This is a genomic window from Phycicoccus sp. Soil803 (assembly GCF_001429685.1).
In the GTDB taxonomy this organism is placed as follows: Bacteria; Actinomycetota; Actinomycetes; order Actinomycetales; family Dermatophilaceae; genus Pedococcus.
The window spans coordinates 766,395-792,339 of the sequence record NZ_LMST01000001.1 but is presented as its reverse complement, the minus strand read 5'-3'; the positions used below and the strand labels follow the sequence as shown (position 1 = coordinate 792,339).

The following is a 25,945-nucleotide window of genomic DNA, read 5'->3' as shown; positions in this document are numbered from 1 at the left end:
GCCACCTGCGGCCGTTCTACCGCGACCTGACGCCCCCACTCCCCCATGCCGCCACGCCCCTAACGTCCCCGTACTCCTCCTACTCCTCCACGCCCGCACAACCCCCAGCCGACTCGAACCGCGCGGCCTCCGCCTACCGCACCCAATACGCACAACCTGACTGCTCCACACGTCTGGCACCAAGGTGGTCGGGGTGGTCGCCGGTGGTGCCCCCGCGGCGACGTTGTCCGACTGTGACGATGTCGATCCGCCGGATGACGCTGGGTGCGGGCTACCGCTATCTGATGTCCTCGGTCGCGCGCGCCGACGAGGCCACCAGAGCGGCCGGGCTGACGGGGTACTACGCCGCGACAGGGACCCCGCCGGGGTGGTTCTTGGGCAGTGGCCTGGCCGGCCTCGCGGGCGGCGTGGGCGTCGAGCCCGGCTCGCCCGTGAGCGAAGAACAACTCTGGCGGATGCTCGGGATGCTTCGGGATCCCGTCACGGGTGAGCATCTCGGGCGTCCCCCGATCGGTGCCGGCATGGTGTTCGTCGACCACCTCGGACGGGTCCGCAAGGCCCCCAAGAGTGTGGCCGGGTTCGACCTAACGTTCTCGGTCCCGAAGAGCGTCTCCGTGGCGTGGGCGCTCGCTGACGAACCCACCCGGGCGCGGATCCACGCGGCCCACCGGCGGGCGTTGCAGGCGGTCATCGCGTACGGGGAGGTGCACGTGTTCGCCACCCGCACCGGGCACGCCGGAGCGATCTCAGAAGACGTGCGCGGCGTCATCGCGACCGCGTTCGACCACTGGGACTCCCGCGTTGGCGACCCGCAACTGCACACCCACGTGGTGGTCCTCAACCGGGTCCAGTCCGCGGTCGATGGCAGGTGGCGAACCCTCGACTCCAAGGCTTTGTTCCGTGCCGCGGTGGGCATGTCCGAGCTGTACAACGGGCTACTCGCTGACGAGATCACCCGGAACTTGGGGTGGGGCTGGGCGCCCGAGGGTCGGGCGCGTTCGGCGGAGCCGAAGTGGGAAGTCGACGGGGTCGACAAGGAGCTGCGAGAGGAGTTCTCGCAGCGTTCGAGCGCGATCGAGCAGGCAAAGGAGGAACTGGTCGACGCGTTTGTGGCCTCCCAAGGACGACAGCCCACCGCCCGGGAGGTCATCGGCATGCGGCAGCAAGCGACTCTGACCACCCGCGAGGCCAAGCAGGTCAAACCGCTGGTCGAGCTCATCGACGGGTGGCGTGCCCGTGCCCGAGACTTCGTCGGTCTTGACCAACCAGCCTGGGTCGCCGCGCTGGCCGGGCGACACACCCACCGACTGGTCACAGCCCACGACTTGGAGGCGGGGATCCTCGCCGATGCCGCGACGCTGGTAGTGGCCAAGGTTGCGGACAAGCGGGCCACGTTTACCCGGGCGAACCTCCTCGCCGAGGCACACCGGCAGTTGCACGCGGTCCGTTTCGCCGCCTCGGCCGACCGCATCAGAGTGGCGGAACGCACCGCCACCTTGGCGGCGGAACGGGCGGTCATGCTCACTCCGGCCGAGGTCCTGGACACCCCCGAGCACCTGCAGCGCGCAGACGGGTCGAGCATGCTGCGCCCGCGCAACAGCGAGGTCTACGCCACCCAAGACCTGCTGGACGCCGAGGCTCGCCTGCTCGCCGCCGGACAGGCTACGGACGCCCCCGCCGTGACCACGGCGGTAGCGGCCCGACTTGGACGGATGGTCGCGCCCGGCAAAGAGCACGCGCTGTCCGCGGAGCAGGCCCATGCGGTCGCAACTGTGGTCACTTCGGGACGCCGCCTCGATGTGCTCGTAGGCGCCGCTGGCACGGGGAAGTCGACCACCATGGCCGGGGTGCGGGCGGCCTGGGAGGCCGACCACGGACCTGGGTCAGTGGTCGGGCTGGCGCCCTCCGCGGCAGCCGCAGAGGTACTCGCCGACGCCGTCGGCGTCCCTACCGAGAACACGGCGAAATGGATCAGTGAGCACCGTTCCCTGCCCCAACGGGAGGCGCGGCTGCGGGAGTACGCAGCGCGCCTGGCCGGCGCGTACCCATCCCAGGCCACCCGACAGCTGCAGATGACCGCGCAAGCGGAACTGGCCGCCTACCGCCGCTGGGCCCTTCGCCCAGGGCAGCTGATCATCGTCGACGAAGCTTCCATGGCCGCCACCACGGACCTCGACCACATCACCACCGCGGCCACAAATGCGGGCGCGAAGGTGTTGCTCGTCGGAGACTGGGCGCAGCTGTCGCCGGTGCAGGCCGGCGGTGCGTTCAAGCTGCTGGCCGACGCGGCCGGCCCGGCCGTCGCGACCCTGCACGACGTGCGCCGGTTCCGCCACGAGTGGGAACGCGACGCGACACTGCGGCTCCGTGTCGGCGACGAGATGGTCGCGGAGGAGTACGCCGCGCACGGCCGACTCGAGTCCGGGGTGCGCGCCGACATGCTGGATCTGCTGTTCGAGGGATGGCAGACCGACCAGCGGGCCGGGCGGGCCTCGCTCATGGTCGCCGCGGACGCGGACACCGTCGTCGAGCTCAACGCCCGTGCGCGGGCGTGGCGGGTACGGGCCGGGCACGTTGCGCAGGACGGGGTGCTGTGCGGCGACGGGACCGTCGTAGGGGTGGGCGACGTGGTCGTGACCCGGCTCAACATGCGCGCCCTGACCACTGGCCGCGGATGGGTCAAGAACGGCGACGACTGGGTCGTCACCGCCACCGGACCTGACGGGTCGCTACGGGTGATCCGGCCCGGCGGGCGAGCCACCGCTGTGCTTCCAGCGGACTACGTACGCGGGCACCTCGAGCTCGGGTACGCGTCCACCGCCCACCGGGCGCAGGGCCGGACAGTGGACACCGCCCACGCCTACGTCACCGCGACCACGCTGCGGGAACCGTTGTATGTGATGGCGTCCCGGGGCCGGGAGACGAACCGGCTCTACATCGACACCGCCCAAGAACCGGACTCGGCGACCGCGCATCGTGAGCCCGAGAGGGTCGAGCCAGTCGAGGTCCTGCAGAAGGCCATCGCCACCAGCAGCGCCGACCTTGCTGCCCATGAAGTCCAGCGCCAGGAACAAGCTCGGGCGCAGCGGGCGCGGAATCTAGGCGTCGGGGTGCGTCCGGGGTATTCAGCCTCCGCGGCCAACCAGCCGGCGGCGCCTTGGACGCGGTCGATGGCATGACGGTCGTCGATTCGGCTGATCGGTCGTCGGGCCGTCCGACCCCATCTGTAGGCTGTGGCGGCCCGGTGAGACTCTTCGGCGTTGGAGGTGCTGCGTGATCGACGTTGTCGCGCGCAGGCGATCCAATCCGAGCCCGCTTCGGTATCCGGGTGGCAAGGCGTCGCTCGCTGACTTCTTCGAGACCGTGATCGACTCGCTCGGGCTGGACAAGCCGACGTATGTCGAGCCGTACGCAGGGGGCGCCGGAGCCGGCCTCGACCTCCTATACCGCGGGGTCGTCAGTCGCATCGTGATCAACGACCTCGACAAGTCGATCTACGCCGTGTGGGCCTCGATGCTCAACGAGACGGACGCCTTTCTCGAGCGCCTGGAGTCCACGCCGCTCACAGTCGACGAGTGGAAGCGGCAGCGTGAGGTATACCGGGCTCGTGACGACAACAGGATCGAGCCTCTCGACCTCGGGTTCGCCACCTTCTACCTCAACAGGACCAATCGATCGGGTGTGCTGCGAGGCGGCATTATCGGCGGTCTGGAACAGTCTGGGACCTACACGATGGACGCCCGGTTCAATCGTGACGGACTCCGCGCCAGGATCGAGCGACTAGCTGAGTATCGCTCCAAGGTGCTGATCAGCCACCAGGATGGTGTCGTTCGGCTGAGGCATTGGCTCCCGAAGGAGAATGTCTTCGCGTACGTGGATCCGCCGTACTTTGCCAAGGGGAGCTTCCTCTACCTGAACTCCTTCAACAATCGGCAGCACGAAGACCTTGCCACGTTGCTCAACGCGAAAGCGGACGCCAACTGGGTGCTGACCTACGACTTGGCCGAGGAGATCAAGGCCCTCTATCGGGCCCGCACAACGCAGCATTTCAGCCTGCATTACTCGGCACACCGTCGTGAGGTAGCCAGCGAGCTCATGGTTATCTCGAACACGGTTGCTTCAGCGTTCAAGGCGGTGGACTAACTCCCTTTAGCTAGCCCGAGTCGCTGGGTGGCTACCAATCGCAGCACGTCGGTGCCGACCCCGATCGGGAAGGCCGCCTTCCCGTGGGCGGCCGCGACGGGGATGATTCCGTCGACGTACATGGACGAGCCTGTGCGGTCGATCACGTCGAGGATGGCTGGCAGTGTGGGGTAGTCATCTGGGTCAGGTTTGCCACCGTTGGAGTCGTATGGATCTCCCGTCGCTGGCATGACGGTCGGGACCACGACCCTCCCGTCGAGGGCGCGATAGATGAACTTCCGACCCCAGTACGTTTCCTTGCCGTAAGCGCGTTCGTTGGTCGCATTGGTGACTCGCTTGAGGACCTCTTCGTCGCAGACCATGAGCTGCCCCGGTTCCAGGACGCCGTGCCGTGCCAGTTGACGCGCGAAATCCACCATTGCCCCGGTCTTCTCGAGCCCGCAGATGTAGGGCGCGAGGCCGGGTGTGTCGGCGTTCATCTGCTGGAAGTAGGCCAGGGCGCGTGCCCTGAGCTTGGCCGGTGGGCCGTACATCGCGAGCGGGCCGTCGACGATGAATAGGGTCGTCGGAAGCAACTCTTGGCGGGACTGCTCCCACAGGAGGGTCGCGAGGCCCACCAGGACGAGCAGTTCGACGACCGACATCAGCCGCCCCAGCGCAGACTGGTTGGCGCCCTCCTCGCCAACCTCTTCATGGATGCGTAAAACGTCGGTTGGGAACAGCCAGACCCCGCAGGCGTCGCACTCGAACCCGGCGACCGGGACGGGGACGTCCTTGTTGCAGTTGTCCGTGGGGCAGTTGACGGGGACCGTCGTCGCAGGCGCCCCAGGCCGTCCGTGGATCAGCAGCAGAAGGTCGAGCAGGGAGACGTCGAGTCGGTTGACCTCGATCTTCTTGGTACGGAAGAGATGGTCGATCGACTCGCGCCAAGATGTTGCGATGTCCACACCTTCCCGGGTGTACGCGCCACTCACCGGAAGGTCCAAAGTGACTAGAGCGGTGTTGACCGCCCGCTCGATCTCGTAGGGATCGACGAACCGCTCGGCCCGCTGGGTCTCCATCACGGTCAAGTCGACGAACGCGGCTGCGGCCTGCGCGAACCCGTAGAGCACCGACGGGAGGCCGTCTCGGATTCGCTCGACGACGTAGGACCCGTCGATGGCCAGCGCGGCGGTGAGTCGGCCGACATGGTCCGGGAAGACGAAGTCGACGCGCGGACGGACCTTACTGCGGAGTTCGTCGGCGTCCCGCAGTTCCTCCGCTGGCACATGGAACGTGCGTGCGTCCGCGATGGCGCGGACGGCGGCAGTGGAGTGGCCGAGCCGAGACGCGATCTCGTGAGAGCCTGAGACGGTTTCGTAGGGCATCAGGGACCTGGTTGCGGTGTGAGAGGCGGGTCGCCGGCGGCGGCGCGGGCCTCGTTGACGAGCGCGACGTTGTAGCGGTCGATCTGGACCGGCACGATGTAGGGGGACGACAGCGTCTTGAGCCGAACGTAACCGCGGTCCTCGGACGCGATGATGGCGTCCTTGAAGGACCCGAAGTCGTAGAACTTGGCGAGTTCGTTGACCTCGGTCGTGTTGTTCAGGTGGGCCACGACCCAGTTGGCGGTGTTCGCCTTCACCTGATGGGCGACCCCTGACACCTCCTGCGTGGCGTAGGTCATTCCGAGATTGAGCTTGCTCGCCTCCTTGGCGAGCTTCACCCACACGTCGAGGTCGTCCTTGTAACGGTCTGACGAGAAGAGGTTGTGTGCCTCTTCGAGCATGACCTGAATGTGCGGCGGTTCGCTGCCTGACGTGAACACCTCCGTCTGGCGCGACAAGAGGCGGCGCGTGATGTCCTCGCTGAGCGCCTTGGTGACCGACTCGGCGCCGACGTGAAGGTCCACGATGACAATGCGTCCCTGAACGAGTTCGTCATAGATCTCGATCGCTGGGTCGTTCTGGGTCAGCGGGCTGTGAAAGGGGCGCAGGGGATTGAGGTTGCGCCAACCGCGCACGCTTCTGCCACCGCTTTGGGTCGTGAAGATCGGCTCTACGCTCTTCCACCGAATGTCTTTGGTGAAGTCTGTAGCGTCCTGGTCCCCGCCCTCCCGCAACTGGATGACCTTTTCGACGACTGCTTCCAGGTCGGCAGCACCCACCGTCGCGAAGTTCACGGTTTGGCCTGCTTGAGTGAATGGGATACGGCCGAGCTCAGCTGACACCTTTTGCTGGAGCGCGCCGCTCATGTTGATGCGCGCTCGGAAGTTCTGCGGCACCGTGAAGCCAGCACGCATGAGCGCGCCGTAGAGCACCATCCGGGCCCGCTGGGCGTGAGTGCTTGCGGATCGGTCGCCGGCCACATCGGCATACGAGGTACCCGCAAAGTCCTTGACGTAGCCGGATCCTTCGGCGCTCAGGGCCTCAGAGATCAGGCCCTGGACGGCATCGATCTGGTTCTCCGAGAAGAAGTTGATGTTGAGGGGCTTCACGTGTGGCTGGGAGCCATCGGCGCCGAACTTGAAGATGCGGACGTGGTTTGCGCCGATGGCCGCGATCTCTGTGCCGTCCTGGGTGTTGGGATTCGCGTACTCGCCCTGCGGATCGAAGATCAACTGCCCTATCGGGTTCCCGGCGGCGGCCCGCTGGCGCTCGGAGATCACGAACGTCCGGGCGATGATCGTCTTGGCTGTATTGGACTTCCCCATTCGGGTCATCCCGAGCAGGGCGGTCTTGTTGCCGATGAAGTCGTGGATGTTGACCTCGACCGCGGCGTCGGCCTGGTTGGACGTCTTGGCCCGGCGGCGTGTGGCGGAGTAGCGGACCGCGCCGATCCGCACTCGCTCCTGTGGGCGGCCGGTCGGCTTCAGGTATGACGCGACGGTCGAAAGCCCCTCGCCGACGGGCTTCAGCACGCGATAGGTGGATGTGGCGTAGAAGTTGTCGACGTCTGCCCCGAACTCGAGCACCTTGCGACCGTCGACGTCGTCCTCGTAGAAGGTGCCGAGCACGCGGCAGCGCAGGCCGGTGAAGGAGACGCGGTTTCGAGTGAAGGGGTCGAGGTCGACGTCGAGCACGGAGGAGGGCGCGGGGTTGTCGTTGCTGGATAAGGCGGACCGTAACGACTCCTCGCGGACCGCGTGCAGGTCGGTCTCCATCGAGAGTGGCGCTGTGCCCTCGACGCGCAGAAGAAGCACTTCGTCGTCGTCGACCTCGGGCGTGTTGATGTCCTGGGCCGTCGCCAGCAGGAATGAGAACTGCGGTATGCCGCCGGCGTCGAACTTCCACTTGTCGTGCGTCAGCACGATGGCCTCGCCGTAGTCGATGCGGTAGATCGCCCCGACACGGGTGGATCGATCGTCGGCCAGCAGCTGCGAGTGCAGCAACGAGCCGGCGCCGACGCCGGGGAAGAGGTCAGTCATGGTCAGCCCCCACTTGTTGTACCGGATTCCGCGTCTGAGATTGACACAGCCGTCTGACAACCGCAGTTGAACGACGGCGGCCGGCAGCGGCCGATCGCCGTAGCGCCTACGTCGAGGGCCGCTCTCGGCACAACCCCACCAGGTCGCACGTGCCGCACGCGCCCTTGTTCCACACCGGCAGGCGCGGCAGGTCGTTTCGCCGCAGGGACTCACCTGCGTCGTGGATCTTGGTGCGCACGGCGTCGAGCAGTGGCGCATCAATCGGCTCGCGCGTGGTCTTGCCATTCTCGTCGAGGTTGAGCACTTCGATCACATCTGCCGACGACCCAGTGAGTTCCTGGTAACCGACCGCGTAGACGTGCAACTGGTCCCTGGTCACGCTCTCGGCCTGGGCGCGTTCGCTCGACTTGAAGTCGACAATTGCTGTCTCGCCCGTGTCGAGTCGCCGAATTAGGTCGATGCGTCCGTCGACCGTGATACCCGGCGCCACGTGGACGCGAATCTGCTTTTCAGAAAACTCGGTCTGGGCGATCTCCGTGCCATGCGTGTCAAAGTAGCGCTCGATGGCCTTCACGCCGGCACTACGCAGCTGCTCGCGCAGCGTCGGGTAGGCGAATGGCGTGTGCAGGTGCCGGTCGATCAACGATCCGGCGGCGCCCTTGGTGACGATGTCGCCTTCGAGGGCGCGCTTGTGTATTTCGGACAGGGCGTCGTGGAGTCCTTTCCCATAGCCCAGGGCCTCGTGGATGGGCGCGTTGAAGCCGTAGAGGAACCGCAGCTTGAACTGGTACGAGCATTCGAAAAGGTACTTGAGCTCGGAGAATGACAGGGTGACCTGCGGTGTCTCCTGCAAGGCATGCGGCGCCAGTCGGTCCCCGACGATGGCGCTGGCGGTGGTCGAGACCCACTGCTGGGCAGCGAGGTGGTCCCAGAACTCCGAGCGCCGTCGTTGCTGCTGATTGGACTGGATCGGGGCCCACGTGGCGTAGAGGTACTTCTGTGCCCTTGTCACGGCGACATAGAAAAGGCGGGTCTCGTCCTCGATCGTTCCCCGGTAGCGGTCGGGGTCGTCGATGGCGGTGTCGGGGATGACGTGCCGCAGGGTGACGCCCCCCATCACGCGCGCGGGGAACCGGTTCCGGCGCAGCGCGGGGAGGAACACGGCCGGCCACTGCAGGCCCTTGGCCTGGTGGACGGTCGCTATCGTCACAGCGTCTGGCGTCGCATAGCCGATATCAGCGTCTGCGTCTGCGTAGTAGCCGGGCGCCTGGAACCGGAGCCACTGCTCGAAACCGGTGTACTTCGCCTGCGGGTCGGTTGTGAAGTAGATCTGTTCGTAGTCGGAGATCACCTGACTGAACTTGCCAAGCTGGTAGAAGACGAGCTCGCCGCGTACGGGGTCACCGGGGAGGTTGTCCTCGCGCATTTCGAGCGCCTCGAGGAAGTCCAGGTAGAGGCGTTGGATGTTGTAAACAGCGCGTCGCTGACCAGAGTCGAAGTCGCGGCCCCGCTCGAGGACGCCGACCCCTTTCGCCCAGTCGGCGCCAGCCGGGACGAGGTCGGCATCGTCCCACAGCGCCTTTAGGGTGGCCGCGTCCATGGCCTGGACCATGAATTGGAAAATGCCGACGACGGCACGGATCTCGGGGCTGTCGAACAGCTTGTTAAGCCCCTTGACGATGAAAGGTATGCCGCGCTTGCGCAGCTCCTCGACGAGCGGCCCGGAGTCATTGGCTACGGACCGGAAGAGGACGGCGAAGTCGGACCATGAGAGTCCGCGCGCGGCGGCGTCGGGCCGGTCGGTGAATGCCATGCCCCGCATCGCCTCGATTCGGTCCGCGATCCAGGCGGCCTCCGCGTCCGGGTCGTCAAACTCGAGGGCGAGCAGGTCGCCACGCTGCCACTGCTGGTGACCGGCGGCGACCATCGCCTTCGGCAGCCGCAGCCCGGTCGCGATGCGCTCCGCCACGGAGCGACCCACCTCGACGACGCCCCGGCTAGAGCGGAAGTTGTCGTCGAGGGTCACCTGCGTGACGCCGCTGTGCCGGTCCGCGAACGTCACGATGTTGGAGACCTGGCTGCCGCGCCACTGGTAGATGGTCTGGTCGTCGTCGCCGACGACGCACAGGTTGGCGCCGAACCGGACGAGACCGCTCACGAGCCGCTCCTGGAGCGGGTTGACATCCTGGTACTCGTCGACCACGACGTACTTGATGTCGTCCTTGACGTGCTCCTGGACGCGCACGTAATCGTCGTCCTCGTACGGGTCGCCCTCCAGGTAGTGGACGGCGAGATTGATCATCTGGGTGTAATCGAAGAGGGCGTGCTCGTCGATGAGGGCCATGTACTTGTCGAACGACTCGACGACGCCGCTCGGGACCTGCGCGAAGTCGATCACGTCCTCGCGCAGCACGCTGAGCACCTGCATGTAGAGCTTGGAGTTCTGGTAGCGCCGCAAGGTCCCCTGCTTGGCCGACGTCGGACACGAGGTGAGCCCCGACTTCCCGCTGTAGCGGTCGATGAACAGCTGGTTGGTGATCTCGGTCAGGACCGAGTACTTGAACGTGTTCGGGACCAGACGCTGGAGCAGGTCGAGGGCGTAGCCGTGCATCGTGCCCACGTACATTTCAGCCAAACCGGTGACGTCTCCGAGGTCATCCTGGACAAGTCCGAGGATGCGTTCCTTCAGCTCGGCGGCTGCCTTCTCGGTGAAGGTGAAGGCAACCACGTTGCGCGGCTCGACCCCGGGCTGGGCAAGGATCTTCGCGATCCGCTGCGAGATGACCTGGGTCTTCCCGGACCCCGCACAGGCGATGATCTGCAAGGGCTCATGGAGGGTCGATATCGCCTGGACCTGTGCTTGCGTGTACGGGGTCACAGCATGCATCAGTCCTCTTCGAGGAATCCGTACTCGCGCCCAGCAGAACCTCCGGTCACCGCCAAAGTGCCAGCAGCCCGGGCACCTGCACGCCACGACTGATGTTCCGCAGACCCGGGGTCCGCGACATGCACGCGGAAGTAGCGACCGCCAGCCGGCACGAACTTCAAGACCGTTCCGGGATAGTCGAGTCCTCCGTTGGCGGCTGTTGGGAGGTTCAGGCGGTAGATGGTTACACCGTAGGTCGTGCGCTTGGCAGCTAGTCCACAGTTGTGCCACCTCTGCCCGGTTACGTCGATTGAAAGTTCTACTGCTGAACCCACTCGAGGTAGTGCTACGCCGAAGAATGCGGCCAAGTCATCGTCGAACTCAATCTGGTTGCGACTCCCTCCAGACATGTCGCCGGCTTCGATCCAAAGCGTGCGCAATTCTCCCCACCCCATGCCGTGTGATTGACTCCGGCGTCCGCGAATTGGAGCACCTCCCCGGATACGCTACCGCCATGCCAGCCGATGGTTTGGCGAATCTACAATCATCCGTGACGTAAGGAACCCTGTGTCCCGACTGAGCGACCTGCTTCGTCAACTCCGCAGCGAGAACGTACTCCTGGCCGACGAGATCGATCGCGAAGTCGCCGCCCTCGCGGACCGTCGGGCCTTTGGGCTCAACTTCGAGCGCCACGTGCCGGAAGCGGTCGAACTTCCCGGTCGACGAGTCCGCAAAGGTGACAAGGTGCGGGTGCTGCCGCCTCGTGGGCAGACGCCCACAACCGGTAGCGAGAAGCTCTGGCAAGTGATGTCCATCGACCGAATCAGTGGCACCGCCGCCCTTGAGGCGCTCGGTCGCGACGTCAGCAGGCAGGTCACGCTCGAGGAGCTAGTGGTGGTCGCTGAGTTTCGTGACCCCATCTACCCTGGCCTTTCGTCGACTGGCAAGGTCGAGAGGGGTGGGGACAAGCCGTTCCACGCCGTCATCAATGCCGAGAATTATCACGCTCTTCAGACCCTGCTCTTCACTCACCGGGGCCGGGTCGACTGCATTTACATCGACCCGCCCTACAACACTGGTGCAAAAGACTGGAAGTACAATAACGACTATGTCGAGGGCGACGACCTATACCGCCATTCGAAGTGGCTCGCGTTTATGGAGCGGCGACTTTTGTTGGCGAAAGAACTACTCAATCCCGAAGACTCGGTTCTCATAGTCGCGATCGATGAAAAGGAGTATCTGCGGCTGGGCCTGCTCCTTGAACAGACCTTTCCGGAATCGAAGATTCAGATGATCACGACCGTGATCAAACCAGGCGGCACATCACGCACAAAGGAGTTTTCGCGCGTTGAGGAGTATCTCTACTTCGTATTCATCGGCGAGAGCGAACTTGTGCGCAGCGCTGACAGTATGCTCAGCGGGATCGCTGCCGGTGAAAGTACGTCCAGGGGTCTTGCCGAGTCCGATCTGTGGGAAGGCATGATTCGACGCGGAATAGGGGTAGTCCGAGCCCAGCGAGAAGGGCAGTTTTACCCAATCTTCATCGATGCGGACCGAGGCGCGATTGTGTCCGCCGGTGAACCTGTCGGCAGGGGCGTCGACCGCCGCACGGTAATCGCGCCGAGCGGATTGACCCCTGTGTGGCCAATCAAGGACGACATGACCGAGGGATTCTGGCAGCTCAATCCCGGAGGCCTCGCAAAGGCCCGCGTACGCGGCACGGTCCGCGTCGGTTCGTTCAACGCGAAGACTGGACAATGGCGGATTCAGTACATGAAGGCCAAGAAGGCGAAGGCAGTCGAAGACGGGCTGGTGGCAACCCTCGGCAAGGACGAGAACGGCGTCGTGATCTTGGACCTCGAAAGCAGCCAGTTGTCTGCACTGTCGACCCCTCGTACGGTGTGGAACAAGACATCGCATGATGCGAGCACAGGCGGCGCGGGACTGCTGAACCGTTTGCTTCCTCAACGGAAGTTCCCTTTCGCGAAGTCCCTATTCGCAGTCGAAGACGCCATTCGATTCTTCGTGTCAAATAAGCCGGAAGCGGTGATCGTGGACTTCTTTGCCGGGTCAGGGACGACCACGCACGCCGTAATGCGCCTCAACCGGCAAGATGGCGGGAGGCGCGCGTCCATCGTGGTAACGAATAATGAAGTCTCTGCCGCCGAGCAGATCACACTTCGCGCCAAGGGGCTCAGACCAGGCGACCCTGAATGGGAGGCAAAGGGAATTTGCGATCTCATCACGAAGCCCAGGATTCAAGCCGCCGTCACGGGCCTAACGCCGTCTGGCGAGCTGATAAAAGGCGACTACAGGTCCCCAGACGAGTTCCCAATAGCCGACGGCCTGCTCGAGAACGTCGAGTTCTTCACTCTCACGTATGAGGCCCCGCTACGCGTCGCCAGTAATCGCGAGTTCCTGAAGATAGCGCCGCTGCTGTGGATCCGTGCAGGGTCGACTGGGCGCCGGATCGATGACATCTCATCGGGTTGGGACGTCGCAGACAAGTACGGCGTGCTCGCCGACCTCGACCACACCGAAGCCTTCCTCAAAGCCGTCGTAGCGAACCACGCAGTCGCCGTCGCCTACATCGTCACGGACGAGGACCGGCTCTTCGAGTCCGTCGCCCAAGAGCTGCCCGATCACGTCGAGCCGGTGCGGCTTTACGAGGCCTATCTGCGCAACTTCGAGATCGAGTCCGGGAGGGGTTCGCTGTGAAGTTCACACTCAAGGACTACCAGGCCGACGCCGCCGCCGACGTCCTCAAGAACCTCGCCTCTGCGCGCACCCTCTACAAGAAGAGCGCGATTCCGGTCCCGTCGTCCTTCTCCTTGACAGCCACCACCGGCGCCGGCAAGACCGTGATGGCAGCGGCTGCCATCGAGGCTCTCTTCTGGGGCAACGAGGCCTTCGACTTCGAGCCTGACCCTGGGGCGGTCGTCATCTGGTTCTCCGACGACCCAGCTCTCAACGAGCAGACACGAAACCGGCTGATGGAGGCTTCCGAGAAGTTCACCTACGCCAACCTGGTTCGGATCGAGCCGCCGTTCGCCAAGCCGCGGCTAGACCCCGGCAAGGTCTACTTTCTGAACACCCAGAAGCTGAGCAGGTCGTCCAAGCTCACCCGAGGGCACGCCGAGCCCAGCGACGACTTGACCCCCCAGCTCACGGGGCTGAAGGAGATCGCAACCCCGGACCTGCAGGGCTGGACGATTTGGGAAACGCTCGCCAACACCATCGACGACCCCAACCTGACCCTCTACCTCGTGCTCGACGAGGCACACCGAGGGTTCAACACGAAGGCCACGTCCGACAAGCCGACCATCGTCCGCAAGCTCGTGAACGGTACGAAGGTCCGCCCGGCCATCCCGGTCGTGTGGGGGATCTCGGCCACCATCGAACACTTCGACAACGCCATGAAGGACGCGGAGGCGACGCGAAATCGCCAGCCCCTCGCCTCCGTAGTGGTCGACCCCGCACGTGTACAGGAGTCTGGGCTCGTCAAGGACACCCTCGTCCTCGACATCCCTGACGAGGCCGGCAATTTCGACTCCGTCCTCGTCCGCCGCGCCGCTCGCAAACTGCGCGAGTCGACTGAGCGGTGGGCGGCATACACAGTGTCACAGGGACTCCACGAAACGGTGAAGCCGCTCCTCGTACTCCAAACCCCTAACACACCGGATCCCGACGACGTCGGCCTGGCGCTCGACACGATCTTCGCGGAGTATCCCGAGCTTTCGGCCGACGCTATCCGTCACGTACTCGGCGACCACACGGTCCAGAAGTTCGGCGCCTGGGCCGTCGAATGGATCGAGCCACAGCGTGTCCAGGAGGAGGACCACGTGCGCATTCTCGTGGCCAAGGACGCCATCTCCACCGGGTGGGACTGCCCGCGCGCCGAGGTGCTCGTGTCCTTCCGCCCCGCCAAAGACAACACGCACATAACCCAGCTCCTGGGGCGCATGGTCCGCAGCCCGCTGGCGCGCCGCGTCCCGGGCGACGAGCGACTCAACGCGGTTGACTGCATCCTGCCGTTCTTCGACAGGACGACCGCGGTGAAAGTCGTGCGTTTCCTCACCGGGGACCTCGAGTCAATGCCGGGCGCGGAAAAGAAGCTCGTGATCGACGGACGGGAACTGGCCAGGAACCCGAACGTCCCGCAGGCGGTGTGGGACCTGTGGGAGATGCTGCCGACGCAGACTCTGCCTCAGCGCGGCGCCAAGCCCGTCAAGCGACTGGTCGCCTTGGCCCAGGCCCTCTCCGCCGATGGACTTCGTTCCGGCGCTTTGAGGGAGGCCGAGGAGGAGATCCATGCGAGCCTCGACGCCTTCGCCGTCAGGTACTCAAAGCAGCTCGTAGAGGCTGTGCAGGAGGTCTGGGACGTCCACGTCAAGGAGATCTCAGGGCGGTATGGCAAGACCAGCCTGTCCTACAGCGAGTTCGTTGAGCGAGCCGACGACCGCGCCATCCGCAGCGGCTTCGAGGCCGCCAAGAAGGCATTTGGCGCAGACATCGCGCAGTCCTACGTCAACCATGTCGCCGGGCCGGACGACCCTGTCTCGGACGACGACGGCCTGCGTGAGGCTTACGTTCGGGCCGCCGCTCTCGCGACCGTCAAGGAAGTCCGCGAGAGGGTGGATGCCGACGCGCTCGAGCTGACAGCAAGGTGGTTCGCGGAACATCGCGTCGCCATCAAGGGCCTCCCCGATGTCCGACAGCAGGAGTACGAGGACATCCGGGCACTGGCGACCGAGCCCCAGATTGGTGCGCTCCGGCCTCCTCGCACCCGCATCGAGGGCTTCACCATCGCGCAGGATGACGGTCAGTTCGCCGCAGCGCCCCTTGCGCCACTTCACCTCATGTCCGACGACGACGGTCATTTCCCCCTCACCGGTCTGAACGAGTGGGAGCGGAAGGTCGTCCTCGCCGAGATCAGCCGGCCCGACTCGCGCGGCTGGTACCGCAACCCATCCCGCGCAGCCTTCGACTCCCTCGGCATCGCCTACCGGGACCCTGCGGGGAACTGGCACTCGATGCACCCCGACTTCGTCTTCTTCAACGAGGTCGACGGCAAGGTGGTCGCGTCGATCGTCGACCCGCACGGCCATCACCTCGAGGACGCCGCCATCAAGCTCAAGGCGCTCGCCGAGTTCGCCGAAGAGTTTGGAGATCGCTTCCATCGCATCGAAGCGCTCGCCGAGATCCCGACGGGCATGCGCGTCCTTGACATGCAGGTACGACCGCTCCGCGAAGCCATCATCGCGGGCCGTAAGTCGCCGGTCGACTTCTACAAATCCGACCTCTCCGTCGAGTACACCCACAGCTCGGTCCACCGATGACGCCCTCGACACCGGTCCCGGTAGTCGTTGCTCTGCTACACGGCCTCCGAAATGTCCGTGGCGTTTACTGACGGCCCACGCGGGAATCTGTCCGACAGTCTCGGGGGCGAGTCGAGGCAAGTAACCGGGGTCTTGCTTGCCGTTCTCTGCAATCCACCGACCGGGCCGAGAATGGGGTCCACAAGCGTCGCAAACCTGGGCGTCCTGCGTGACATGCTCGGCTATCACGAGGTTCAGATAGCCAATCTTGTGCCCGTTGCGACTCGGTCCACGAGCGACCTGGCCGGAGAGTGGGACTCCATCACTCGTACCGATGTAGCCCGACGGATCGAAGCCGCGGCTCGCTTGGCTGATGGGGTCGTTGTGGGTTGGGGGGTGGGACAGCCCGCTGGCTGGCCGCGCGCCCGTTGGACTGACCTAACGAACGCAGCGACATCTGCCATACATGTGGCGGGCCACGAGTTCATGCTGCATGTTGGAGCCCACCCAAGGCACCCTTCCCGCTGGCGCCAGTTCACTGGGCCCACCCACAAGAGGTTTTCTGGACCTGACTTTGGATCCAGACTCCTGCAGGCGCTCGAGCAGACACAACTCGGCCCCGCCACAACTCCTCTTGTTCCGATAAGTGGTGCGCGACACCACCCTTGATCCACCGGGCGCCCTGCCGGCGTCACAGTGCTGCTCGGAGGAGACGATGGGATTGGGGTGCAGCAGTTTCGTCGCCCACCTCGATCGTCGACGAGATCCTTTCGCGATCGGCTTCCTTGTGACGCAACGACGAGTGTCCCGCGCGACGCCCGTGCAGCAGGTACCCGAGAGGTGGCCACAGTGCCCGAAACAGCCCGAGCCACTAAGCACGTCCGACGGCCTGAGTCGTTGTGGTACATGGGGATCCGGTATCGGGTCCACCCCTGGGCTCGCGCCTAAAGCGGGTGCCGCCGGTTCGAATCCGGCCGAGGGCACTTCAGCCGACACCATTGGTTACCAATGGGAGCCGTCTGGGCCTTCAGGTGCTGAGGAGGCGATCGCGGGGCGGGAAAGCGGGTGTCAACGTCGACGGCGGCCCAGGCGCGAAGGTCTCGCCCAGCCAACTCGTCCACACGCATGGTCGTAGCAATCGCCGTGATGACCCGCAACATGATCAAGCTCGAGTGGGTCACTGCCACAGAAGTCGCACAGATCGGCCGATGCCGGAGGGTGCGTCCTTACGCCCACTATGGGGCATGCCTACTGCTCACGTACGAGTTCGTGTCGCTCAGAGCACCTGGCGACAAGCGCTGGATAGGGTGAAGAGTCTGCCCGAAATGAAGCATTAGGGCCCAAAGGTGCCGAGGCTCTGAGAACGTACCGTCATGACCACGCTACCCAGCGAGCTCTTACACGCCGCGGCTCAACGGAGCGCGCGTGTGGCACTTGTGCTCGGTGCCGGCTGTTCACTCGAGGCGCCGACGAATCTACAACTGGCAAGCGCCTATTCCGAAGACGCCCACAGAAAGCTGGTTCTGGATGGGGTGCTCGACGGCACTGAGTGCGGCGATCCGACGGATTTGTCGGCGCTCGCCTCGGCTGTAGTGGCAAAGACAGGAAGCCAGGCGCCTTTGGTGAGGTGTTTCCCGCTTGGCGCCTTCAGGCTCGCTAGACCCAACAAAGGGTATCTGATCGCTGCGGCGCTACTGCGAGAACAGGCACTCGATACGGTCCTGACGCTCAACTTCGATCTCGGAATGACCAACGCCCTTACCGCCTTGAGCGCCCTAGACGTAACAGTGATCCCTGGTCCAGCCGCGACGGACCAAGTCGGGGCACGCACGGTCATCTATCTCCATCGGAGCGTCGAGGAGCTGGACCTGGAGCGGTGGATCCTGACTGTCGAGGACCTGCGTGATAGCTGGCACGACGGGTGGGAAGACGTGGTTGCGAGACGCACGATGTCATGCCCCGTGGTCGTCTTCGCTGGCCTAGGATCTCCAGCAGCGGTACTCACCGAGACCGTGGGTCGCATTAGAGGCGAACTCTTGCCAGGGCAACACCACGTATTCGTTGTTGATCCCTCGGCCACGACGAAATTTGAATCTGCCCTCAACCTCGATGCGGCGGCGCACATTCAAACTGGCTGGTCGTCGTTCATGGAACTGTTGGGCGCCCGCGTGGCTGCAGAGCTTCTTCACCTACTACGGGCGGCCGGACACGATCTCTGCAAAGACAACGGCTGGGACCCACACGACGACGAATTCGATCATCTCTGCACCAGACTTGCCTCAGTTGGCCTAGTAGGTTTGGGGCAGCTCAGAGCTCGCTGGCTCCTTTCGCAGGAGGCATACTCACCGGATGACGACCATCGTCGTAGACTGCTCGCCGATCTCCTCCTTGGCGTGGCTTTGCTAGAGCGCGAGGCATCTCAGACGGCCCACTTCACCGAAGACGGGCTTGTGGAGTTCTTGAACGCCGACGGCGATGTGACCGCCGTGGTGGCCCTAGCTTCCGGTTCGGGAACCCTTCGCTGGTCGGCACTGGAGGCGCGCTTGCCGACCGCAACTGAGCGCCGGAGTGTGCGCGCACAGCCAAATCTAGTGCTGGTCAGCGGAGTGGTTGGGCCTGCTGCCCCGAGCGCTGGACCTCCGGCTGATCTCATCGTTGGCGAGGCGGACAACGACATCGTCAATGGCTGGTTCACGCCACCGGTGGTTGACATCGATGGGATCCGCGCCGACTACTCCGCGATTTCCGAGTACTTCCAGTGAGCGCCCTCAACGAACCTCTCAACAGCACGCAGCTGTCGGCAGCTGCCGTTGAAGTGCTACTCGGCGGAGGTTACGTAGAAGCAACGCTGGGCACATCGCATGGCGCCGGGAACCAGCGCGTCTTTGAGGATGCATACGGAATCGTTGCCCTGACCGTCTTTGAGACCTGGAGCCAGTTGAAGGCAAACTGGCACATTGAGCAGGGTGCGTTGGTGGACTTGATGGCGGACAACGTTCGTCGCGGCGAGCCGAAGGCGTGGGAAGGATACCTCGTCCTCCTGACTCCGGGGCTCCTGGCGCCTGACGATCAAGTGGTCCTAAACGATCTTCGCAACGACACGAATCGAGTGCGCAAGATCATCGCGACTGGGGACGAGTTGGAAGAACTCAGCCAAGTTGGGGACGCACTCCTGCCTCTACTACCTCTCAAGGTCGACGTCTCAGCGCCGAGCCATGGGACCTTGCTAGACCGACTCCCTAGTGTCTTGGCCAAGGGCGGAGTCGATCCGCTCTTGGCCCAGCTCGTGGTGTCCTCATTCAACGAGAACGAGTCCATCGTCGAGAAGTTGCATAACTACCGGGAGCCGTCATGAGACTAAAGTCGATGAGTGCGTCCGGGTTCCGTGGATTTCCCCAGCCCGTGACGTTTGATCTCGATGCTGACGCCATCGTCGTGTGTGGCGTCAATGGATCCGGTAAGACGACGTTCTTCGACGCAATCCTATGGGCTCTCCTGGGGCGCCTAGATCGGCTGGGGGATGATCCCTCGACCGTCGTCAGCCGCTATTCCGACACTGGCGGCGCACGAGTCGAAGTTGTTGTGGAGGACGAGCAAGGTCAGCGCGTTTCGATCACACGGCGACGCGACGAGAAGACCTACGTCAGCGTGCAGCGAGGAAATGATGAACCTCAAACGGGCGGCGCCGCAGAATTGGCCATCATCGAACTCTTGTGGCCCGACGCGCAGTCGGCCGCCGACCCGATGGTTGCGCTCAGTCGTTCCCTAACAAGGGCAACGTATTTGCAGCAGGACTCCGTTCGGGAGTTTATCGACGCCGACGACGAGCAAGCGCGCTTCCAAGTAGTAGGCGAACTCGTCGGGGTGGGGCGGATTGCGGAACTTCAGCGCCAGTTGGAGGCCGGACGGAATGCCTGGACTCGTGCGACCACATCTCTGGAGAAGGAACTTGAACCGCTGCATGCGCAGCAGAACGCGATCGGAGCACGCCTGCGACGATTGGAGTCGCCAGAAGGCGCCTTCGATGAGCCCCAACTGACGGTCTGGCTGCGAGATGTTCAAGCCGTCCTTGGTCCGGCCGCGGCGCAAGTGTGGACATCTCGCGACCGCGACCTAGTGAAGATCGAACGAGGCATCGCTGCGCTGTCGGCGCTCGAGCAGACGCTGAACCGACGCTTGGCGTTATTCAAGCAACTACGGGAGCTACTCGATTCTCGTCCGGATGCTGCCCCCGATGTGTCGAAGCTCGAGGCGGAACTGCAGTTGGCAGAGGAGCGGCGCAACGGACTTGCCGCTCGTCTGTCGGATGCCCAGCAAGCGGCGGCCACGCAACGTCGCCTCGACGTAGCGCTGCGAGAGAAGAGCGAAAGCTTGCGAGCCATGGCTCGACTCGCACTAGAACACCTCGACGACAGGTGTCCGGTGTGCGGTCAAGCGTACGAGAGGGATCGGACAGCGACTCGTTTGCGGAGGCTGATCGATTCGGAGTCGGTCGAATCCAACGACGACGGTCAGCTACCTGGAGTGTCGGATATCGCCCGCGACCTAGAGTCGGCCGAACGTTGGGCCTCGGATGTGGAAGCGAGACTTCGGGCAGGCAGAGGGGCCGCCGCGCGGATGAGTGACTGGGAGGCGCAACGCATTTCGTTGATCGACGACTTGGGTCTTGACCAAAGCCTTGCGCGCGATGAGGTGCTAAGCGGTCAGGCTCGAGCGGGCGACTCTGCGGCCCGAGCGAAGCAACTTCGCAGCGAGGGCGAACGCCTAACGCTCCAGGTTGCCAGAGCAACGGAGGCGTTGCAGCGACAAGAACTCGCGGAGCAGCTTTCGGCCGTTACCCATTCGATCGAGCAGGCCGAGGCGCGCATCGAGTCGCGACAGCGGACGGGTGACTTGGTGGGCCAGATAATCAACGCCCTGCGTTCCGCGAATGATGAGCTTGTTACCCAACAATTGCGGGAGATCGAGCCACTACTCCAAAGGATCTTTGCCACCGTAGATCCCCATCCCACGTTCCGTGCAGTCAACTTCTTGACGCGTACGGTTCGAGGACGCGGGCGGCTGTGGACGACCCTCGGCGATTCAACTGGTGGAGTGCACGTTCAGGAACCTGCGACCGTGCTGTCCAGCTCACAACTGAACGTCCTAGCTGTTTCTGTGTTCTTGGCGCTCAACTTGTCGATACCGACCCTGCCTCTCCAGGTTGTCGCGCTCGATGACCCTCTGCAGAGTCTCGACAATGTCAACCTCCTGGGGCTAACTGACCTGTTGCGACGCATACGCGGCACGCGACAGGTGATCGTGTCGACTCACGATGACCGGCTGGCAGGGCTGTTGGCTCGCAAGCTGCGACCCATCTCGCCGGAATCACGGACCATACGGATTGACTTGAAAGGTTGGACGTCGCACGGGCCGGCACTCGAGATCTCCGAGATACCGCGGGATGCGAGGGCCCTGCGATTGATCGCCAGCGCGTGACTATGTTGAATCCTGGGCGGTGACATCACGGATAGTGGTTTCACGAAAGGCGAAGGGCCGTATGGCAGTTAGTTGGCTGCGTCGCCTCCGGTGGAAAGAGTCCATGGGCGACTGGCCCGACAGGTTTCCGACGAGGGGTCTCGGAGTTAGGGGCATCGAACTTTGACCAGACAATGGGGGCTAGGAGCGGTTAAACCATGAAGAAGGACAAGTTTGTCAACAGGCAGATCGGTGAGCAGCCGACGGTTCCGCTCGTGTCTGGGCTGTCGGAGTTGGAACTTGCGTCCCTGGTGCGCGGCCGCCTGTACGGCGATAAGGACTATGCCCGGTCGCGCCGGACTGAGTGGCGTGCGAAAGCCACCACGGCATGGGCGGCCTCGACGCTGGCCTCGGCTGTGGCGACGGTCATCCTGGGCTTGGCTGAACTGGGAACGTGGGCGTCCATCGGGTTCGTCTTATCTGCCCTCGTGACGACCCTCAACGCCGTGGAGCCATTCTTCAACTGGCGGTCACGTTGGGTAGGAGCGGAGGAGGCGCTGCACAACTGGCACAGGATCGAGGAGTCCCTTGCGCTATATGTCGCGCGGACGCCTGCAGATCAGGTGTCTACCGAGCACATCCTTGAGTTCGACGACGCTCGCCAGCGAATCTGGGACGACTTCTCCGGGGAGTGGCTTGCTGCGCGGCGCAACAAGCCTTCCTAGCGCAAGCGCTGACCCTTTCTAGGCGCGCCAAGCCTGGGCGTCGCAGCGATTGGCGGGAGCGCTTCGGCTTTCACACCCTGGGAGCAGCTACCCAGCAGTGCGTCTGGTCGCAACCTCGCTGAGGAAGGGCAGTTGGCAGATCAGGTGCGACCTCTTTGTATCCGCCGGCTACTTCGCTGTTCACGAGTTCGGCAAGCCCATCGTTGGCGGGAAGGCCATGAACCTGAGTTACGTGAGAGTGCCGCCAACTCTCGTCCCGAGTCTGGGCAGAGCTATGTCGCCCCGTGTGCGTCCGGAGCTCAAGCGCTTACGCCGAACTTGAGCCGCGTCACACCGCCGCTTCCCGGTGCGATCAGCTCGTTGTTGTTCACACGAGCGGATGTTCGACCTGCGGCTAGGAGAGACGGGCAAACGCCTAAGGTTGGTGCCGGCGCGCGACCGTGTCGTCCCCTGGCCATCGGGAAGGGCTACCCGGCATCGGGGGCTAGCGCTGCGAAGGGGACGTCATCTCGAGTCGCGCACCAGGTTGGCGATCTCGCTCTGAATCCACTTGAAGTCCCGGTGGGCTGCCAATGCGTTGAAGGCAGCCGCTGGTGCCTCGGCGTCGTTGAGCAGGGCTAGTACAAGACAGAGGTGTACCGAGCGGCCGAAGAAGAAGTGAGTCCGCGCTGCACCATCAACGGCTGGGTCGTGGTGCGCTACCTCGTTGCGCAGGTTCTTAACCTTGTTTGACCATTGGTCGACGTCGCCAACCAAGTCAGCGAAAGGGGGGCCCGCGGTCGCGGCCGTTCGTCGAAGTCTGGTGAGATAACTGCCGCTGTTCCCAAGTTTGCGGTCATAGGCCTCAACGGCTGAAGCGGCTGCGAAGAACGCCTCGCCGACAAATGACCCTTTCGAGTAATGGGGACGCATCGCTCTGGCAAGTGCTGATCGGTGCGCAGCGGTAGCGAGGAGCCATCGTTCGATGCCGGCTACGCCACCGAGGTGGGGTAGGGCGAACCGCGGCACGAATGGGGGTTTGAGCCCTTCGTCGGCCTGCAGGGTCCACGGCGCGAACAGTTCCATCGATACCGGGACCGGCCCGGAGTCCGGCACGATGAGTTCCGTGACATCGGCTCGGGCGACTGTGACTTGGGTGAAGGCTGCGACCCGTCCCAGACCCACTGACACCAGGTCTTGAATTGCGGACGCTTCGGCCATCAGCACTTCGAGCGGGACGAGCTTTTCGGACTGGATCGTGACAGGGAAGTCTTGGGACAAGGTCTTGTGGGTGAACCCGTCGCCCGTCCAACCGGTCGATTGCGCGAGAGTAAGCGCCAGGACGCCGGGTCCTCGGAACGCTTTCGGCCGCATAGGTTCCACAGTCAGGCTGTGCTGGTCAAGCTCACCCGAGGTCCGGTCTTCTGCAAACGTCGAGGTCTGGTCGATGGCCCCACGGCGTACCCAGTACTGCATCCCCGCGAGTCTGACCGTGAGTGCGTTGAACTCGAAAGCCTCGTTCTCCTCGAAAAGCGCACCCCGAAGTGCTTGGCCCACGTGGACGATCTGCTGGGAGTTTTCGCCGCGGAGTGGATCGTAGCTTTGACGGAAGCAGTTCTCGAGCGTATAGATGTCACTGCCGCTTTGCCCAAGGAGGCGGGAGTACGTGTTGCCGTCGGGTTGGCGGATCCTCACGCCTGGCTTGACTTCCACGTCGTTTGTCACGCGCCTAAAGGCTCCGATCATCTTCAGTGTCAGGTTCCCTTCGCTATCGCATACGAGAGTTCCCGAGAGGCGATCGTCTGGGTTGCTTGGCAGCCACCATCTGCCCGGTGCTTCGAATGCCTCCACGACTATTCCTCCATGCGTCCCTGCCTCGACGGTCAAAGCAGCAGTCTTCCCTAGTCCGAGCCGCACAATCGCTTCTACACCAACGGGTGATTGGCACGGGATCTGACGTGCTTTCACGCAGGGTGCCTCCCTCGTCGCACTCGCTTCACATCGCCGCATCGGCCGTGGGTAAGCCGGGGCTACCGTCGTTGGGTCCGAGCGCCTGATCGCGTTGGCGGCGGGCGGGGTCGGGCCGTTCGTGCTGTCGCCGCATGAGGTGAAGCCATGCCTGACTCAACAGTTCTCTTGCCCTTTCAGCCCGCATCGATGTCCACCGCGCAACTCGCCGCGGTCTCGTACCTGGCCCGCTACTCCGGACACACCCACGCGTTGTACGAATACCAGCTCAGAGAGTGGTTCTCGTGGTGCGAAGAGTACGGCCTCGACCCCTTGGTGGCCGTCCAACGGGCGCATGTGGAGCTGTACATTCGCCAGCTCGGAGACCGCGGGCTGATGGACTCCTCTGTGGTCACGATGATGCACGGCGTGCGGGGCTTCTTCCGGTTCGCCCACATCGACGGTCTGATTCCGTCCGACCCGGCTGTCTATGCGAGGCTGCCAAAGGTGCATCGTGACGAGTCCTGCACTCAGGGACTGGACCGGCTCGAGCTGATCCGGTTCCTTCAAGTAGCGCAGACGATTAGCATCCACCACGGTGCGCTGGCCTACCTGCTCGGCATCAACGCCCTCCGCGCCTCAGAAGCAGCTGCCGTCCGGATCGAGGACTACGCCGAGACCCTGCGCGGACACCGAGTGCTGCACCTGGTCGGTAAGGGCAACAAGCCCGCCACCATGCCAATCACCGTCCCGGTGCTACGCGTCTTGGAAGCTTGCCGTGGCGAACGGACCAGCGGCCGGCTCATCCTGCGCCCGCTTACGGGCAATCCCGTCGACCGAAGGGACGTCTATCGGATGGTCGCCCGCATCGCCAAGGCTGCCGGCATCCCCCGACACATCAGCCCGCACTCCCTGCGACACGCCGCCATCACCAATGCCTTGGACGCCGGCGTCCCACTACGCGACGCGCAGATCCTTGCCCGTCACGCGGACCCAAGGACAACAGAGCACTATGACCGCGCCCGCGGCAACCTGGACCGGCACGGGGTTCACTTCCTCACCGCCTATGTCGCCGGCGTCGAGCCTTCTAACAGCCAGTCAGTCGGCGTCAGCCACACCGTCGTTGGCTTGCCAATAGACAGTGTGCGATCGGGGGTACGGTCGGCGCCGCGTTCTGGGCTCAAACTCATGCTCGAATCGCTCGATCACTCGAGGACGATCAGCAGCGATCAGAAGGTGCGGGTCGACTTGACCCAGGGCGCGCCTGAGTCGTGCTCGAACCGGCTCAATCGCATCATCGAGCAACCCCTCCATCGCCTCAACCAGGGTTTCGAAGCGCGCCGCGACCAATCGGGGAAGAGAACTAGTCACGGTCCCGGCAATGACATCGCGGACGTCGAGCGTCAGTGAATCCAGTACGCCGAAGGGGTACGTCACTGAAAGATCTGACTGCGAATGCGCGATTGTGCCATTGCGGAAGGACCTCACTTGGTCGTGAACATCGAGCAACCCGTCAGGAATGCTGATGTAGTCCGTGAGACGGCCTCGGACGTTCGAGGGCAGGACCGTTCGGCAATAGGCCACGACGGCAAATCCAAGCAGGAACTCCCTCACGTCGTCGTCGGTGGCGTCCATTGCGAGGCCCAACGCCTGACTTGCCTGGGACAAGTCCGCGCCGAAACTCGACATCTCAACAAACAAGCGCGCATCCGGCGAGTTCGGCACGGCCACCACCAAGAGGGAACGCTCCGCGTCGCCGTCATGCATGGGCCAAGTATGGATCCCGGTTCACCCCTCGGCCGGCCACTTCCTCCAGCGAGTCATTCCGCCGCGAGATGACCACAGGCAGGAGCCGATCTATGAGCCGCCCGCGTGAGTGGTCGAATGTGCCTCTCCTCTTGAGAGTTCGGCTCGCCACCATGCGCCGCCCTCGATTCGCTCGACCCGGCGCAAGATGAGGTCGCCGTGGGCAAAGTCCTCAAGCTCCACACGGGACAGCGGCCACGGCGGTCCCTTGACCTCGGCCCGTTCGTCCCGGGTGGTCGCAAGGACCAGCAGCGTGCCTTCTGGTGCCACTAGTGAGCCGATCTTCTGCGCAGCTTCG

At 64.0% G+C, this 25,945-nt stretch carries 15 protein-coding genes; 10 read left to right on the top strand and 5 right to left on the bottom strand.

Translation table 11 applies throughout. The features are described 5' to 3' along the window. Positions 1-239: 239 nt before the first annotated feature. Positions 240-3,179, top strand: coding sequence for a MobF family relaxase (gene mobF / locus ASG95_RS03740; RefSeq protein WP_235543323.1), 2,940 nt, complete (start codon positions 240-242; stop codon positions 3,177-3,179). Positions 3,180-3,273: 94 nt separating this feature from the next. Then, complete coding sequence (locus ASG95_RS03735; protein WP_057376611.1) at positions 3,274-4,143, top strand: DNA adenine methylase; 870 nt, start codon at positions 3,274-3,276, stop codon at positions 4,141-4,143. Here ASG95_RS03735 and ASG95_RS03730 read toward each other — a convergent pair. From ASG95_RS03730 to ASG95_RS03720, 3 genes are all read right to left on the bottom strand, one after another. Next, positions 4,140-5,510 (bottom strand): hypothetical protein, encoded by a 1,371-nt coding sequence (locus tag ASG95_RS03730; RefSeq protein ID WP_057376610.1) that lies wholly within the window; start codon positions 5,508-5,510, stop codon positions 4,140-4,142. The two genes, ASG95_RS03735 and ASG95_RS03730, sit on opposite strands and share 4 nt — an antisense overlap. Next, complete coding sequence (locus tag ASG95_RS03725) at positions 5,510-7,549, bottom strand: helicase HerA domain-containing protein (protein ID WP_057376609.1); 2,040 nt, start codon at positions 7,547-7,549, stop codon at positions 5,510-5,512. The genes ASG95_RS03730 and ASG95_RS03725 overlap by 1 nt, the downstream gene beginning before the upstream one ends. 106 nt (positions 7,550-7,655) lie before the next feature. Continuing rightward, on the bottom strand, positions 7,656-10,436 hold the full coding sequence (locus tag ASG95_RS03720; protein ID WP_057376608.1) for an ATP-dependent DNA helicase: 2,781 nt from the start codon (positions 10,434-10,436) through the stop codon (positions 7,656-7,658). 546 nt (positions 10,437-10,982) lie between these two features. Between ASG95_RS03720 and ASG95_RS03715 the strand changes: the two genes are divergently transcribed. From ASG95_RS03715 to ASG95_RS03690, 7 genes are all read left to right on the top strand, one after another. Next, positions 10,983-13,133 carry a site-specific DNA-methyltransferase gene (locus ASG95_RS03715; protein WP_057376607.1) on the top strand — a complete coding sequence of 717 codons (2,151 nt, stop codon included), beginning with the start codon at positions 10,983-10,985 and terminating at the stop codon, positions 13,131-13,133. Further along, complete coding sequence (locus ASG95_RS03710; RefSeq protein ID WP_057376606.1) at positions 13,130-15,754, top strand: DEAD/DEAH box helicase; 2,625 nt, start codon at positions 13,130-13,132, stop codon at positions 15,752-15,754. Before ASG95_RS03715 ends, ASG95_RS03710 begins: the two co-directional genes overlap by 4 nt. Before the next feature lie 51 nt (positions 15,755-15,805). Then, positions 15,806-16,402, top strand: a complete 597-nt coding sequence (locus tag ASG95_RS22310) for a DUF1643 domain-containing protein (protein ID WP_157581715.1) — start codon at positions 15,806-15,808, stop codon at positions 16,400-16,402. Positions 16,403-17,160: 758 nt separating this feature from the next. Then, the gene (locus ASG95_RS03705) at positions 17,161-18,495 is read left to right on the top strand and encodes a hypothetical protein (protein WP_157581714.1); all 1,335 of its coding nucleotides are present in this window, start codon (positions 17,161-17,163) and stop codon (positions 18,493-18,495) included. Beyond that, positions 18,492-19,088 carry a hypothetical protein gene (locus ASG95_RS03700; RefSeq protein WP_157581713.1) on the top strand — a complete coding sequence of 199 codons (597 nt, stop codon included), beginning with the start codon at positions 18,492-18,494 and terminating at the stop codon, positions 19,086-19,088. Before ASG95_RS03705 ends, ASG95_RS03700 begins: the two co-directional genes overlap by 4 nt. 11 nt (positions 19,089-19,099) lie before the next feature. Beyond that, the gene (locus tag ASG95_RS03695; protein WP_162259357.1) at positions 19,100-21,211 is read left to right on the top strand and encodes an AAA family ATPase; all 2,112 of its coding nucleotides are present in this window, start codon (positions 19,100-19,102) and stop codon (positions 21,209-21,211) included. A gap of 197 nt (positions 21,212-21,408) precedes the next feature. Then, entirely contained in the window at positions 21,409-21,915 is a 507-nt protein-coding gene (locus tag ASG95_RS03690; protein WP_057376602.1) for an SLATT domain-containing protein, read from the top strand. A gap of 504 nt (positions 21,916-22,419) precedes the next feature. On the opposite strand, the gene ASG95_RS03685 is transcribed toward ASG95_RS03690, so the two are convergent. After that, positions 22,420-23,904: a hypothetical protein gene (locus ASG95_RS03685; protein ID WP_235543303.1), complete on the bottom strand. Its 1,485-nt coding sequence runs from the start codon at positions 23,902-23,904 to the stop codon at positions 22,420-22,422. Positions 23,905-24,051: 147 nt separating this feature from the next. Between ASG95_RS03685 and ASG95_RS03680 the strand changes: the two genes are divergently transcribed. Continuing rightward, positions 24,052-25,251, top strand: coding sequence for a tyrosine-type recombinase/integrase (locus ASG95_RS03680; RefSeq protein WP_162259355.1), 1,200 nt, complete (start codon positions 24,052-24,054; stop codon positions 25,249-25,251). Between the two features lie 447 nt (positions 25,252-25,698). Here ASG95_RS03680 and ASG95_RS21960 read toward each other — a convergent pair. Further along, on the bottom strand, positions 25,699-25,945 hold a 247-nt coding region (locus ASG95_RS21960), incomplete at its 5' end, for a hypothetical protein (RefSeq protein WP_369820355.1).

What these genes read in the sequence shown, in the direction of transcription:
- mobF (WP_235543323.1), top strand. Translation starts at nt 240, where the DNA reads ATGTCGATCCGCCGGATGACGCTGGGTGCGGGCTACCGCTATCTGATG.
- ASG95_RS03730 (WP_057376610.1), bottom strand. Translation starts at nt 5,510, where the DNA reads ATGCCCTACGAAACCGTCTCAGGCTCTCACGAGATCGCGTCTCGGCTC.
- ASG95_RS03725 (WP_057376609.1), bottom strand. Translation starts at nt 7,549, where the DNA reads ATGACTGACCTCTTCCCCGGCGTCGGCGCCGGCTCGTTGCTGCACTCG.
- ASG95_RS03720 (WP_057376608.1), bottom strand. Translation starts at nt 10,436, where the DNA reads ATGCATGCTGTGACCCCGTACACGCAAGCACAGGTCCAGGCGATATCG.
- ASG95_RS22310 (WP_157581715.1), top strand. Translation starts at nt 15,806, where the DNA reads ATGTCCGTGGCGTTTACTGACGGCCCACGCGGGAATCTGTCCGACAGT.
- ASG95_RS03695 (WP_162259357.1), top strand. Translation starts at nt 19,100, where the DNA reads ATGAGTGCGTCCGGGTTCCGTGGATTTCCCCAGCCCGTGACGTTTGAT.
- ASG95_RS03690 (WP_057376602.1), top strand. Translation starts at nt 21,409, where the DNA reads ATGAAGAAGGACAAGTTTGTCAACAGGCAGATCGGTGAGCAGCCGACG.
- ASG95_RS03685 (WP_235543303.1), bottom strand. Translation starts at nt 23,904, where the DNA reads ATGCGGCGATGTGAAGCGAGTGCGACGAGGGAGGCACCCTGCGTGAAA.
- ASG95_RS03680 (WP_162259355.1), top strand. Translation starts at nt 24,052, where the DNA reads ATGTCCACCGCGCAACTCGCCGCGGTCTCGTACCTGGCCCGCTACTCC.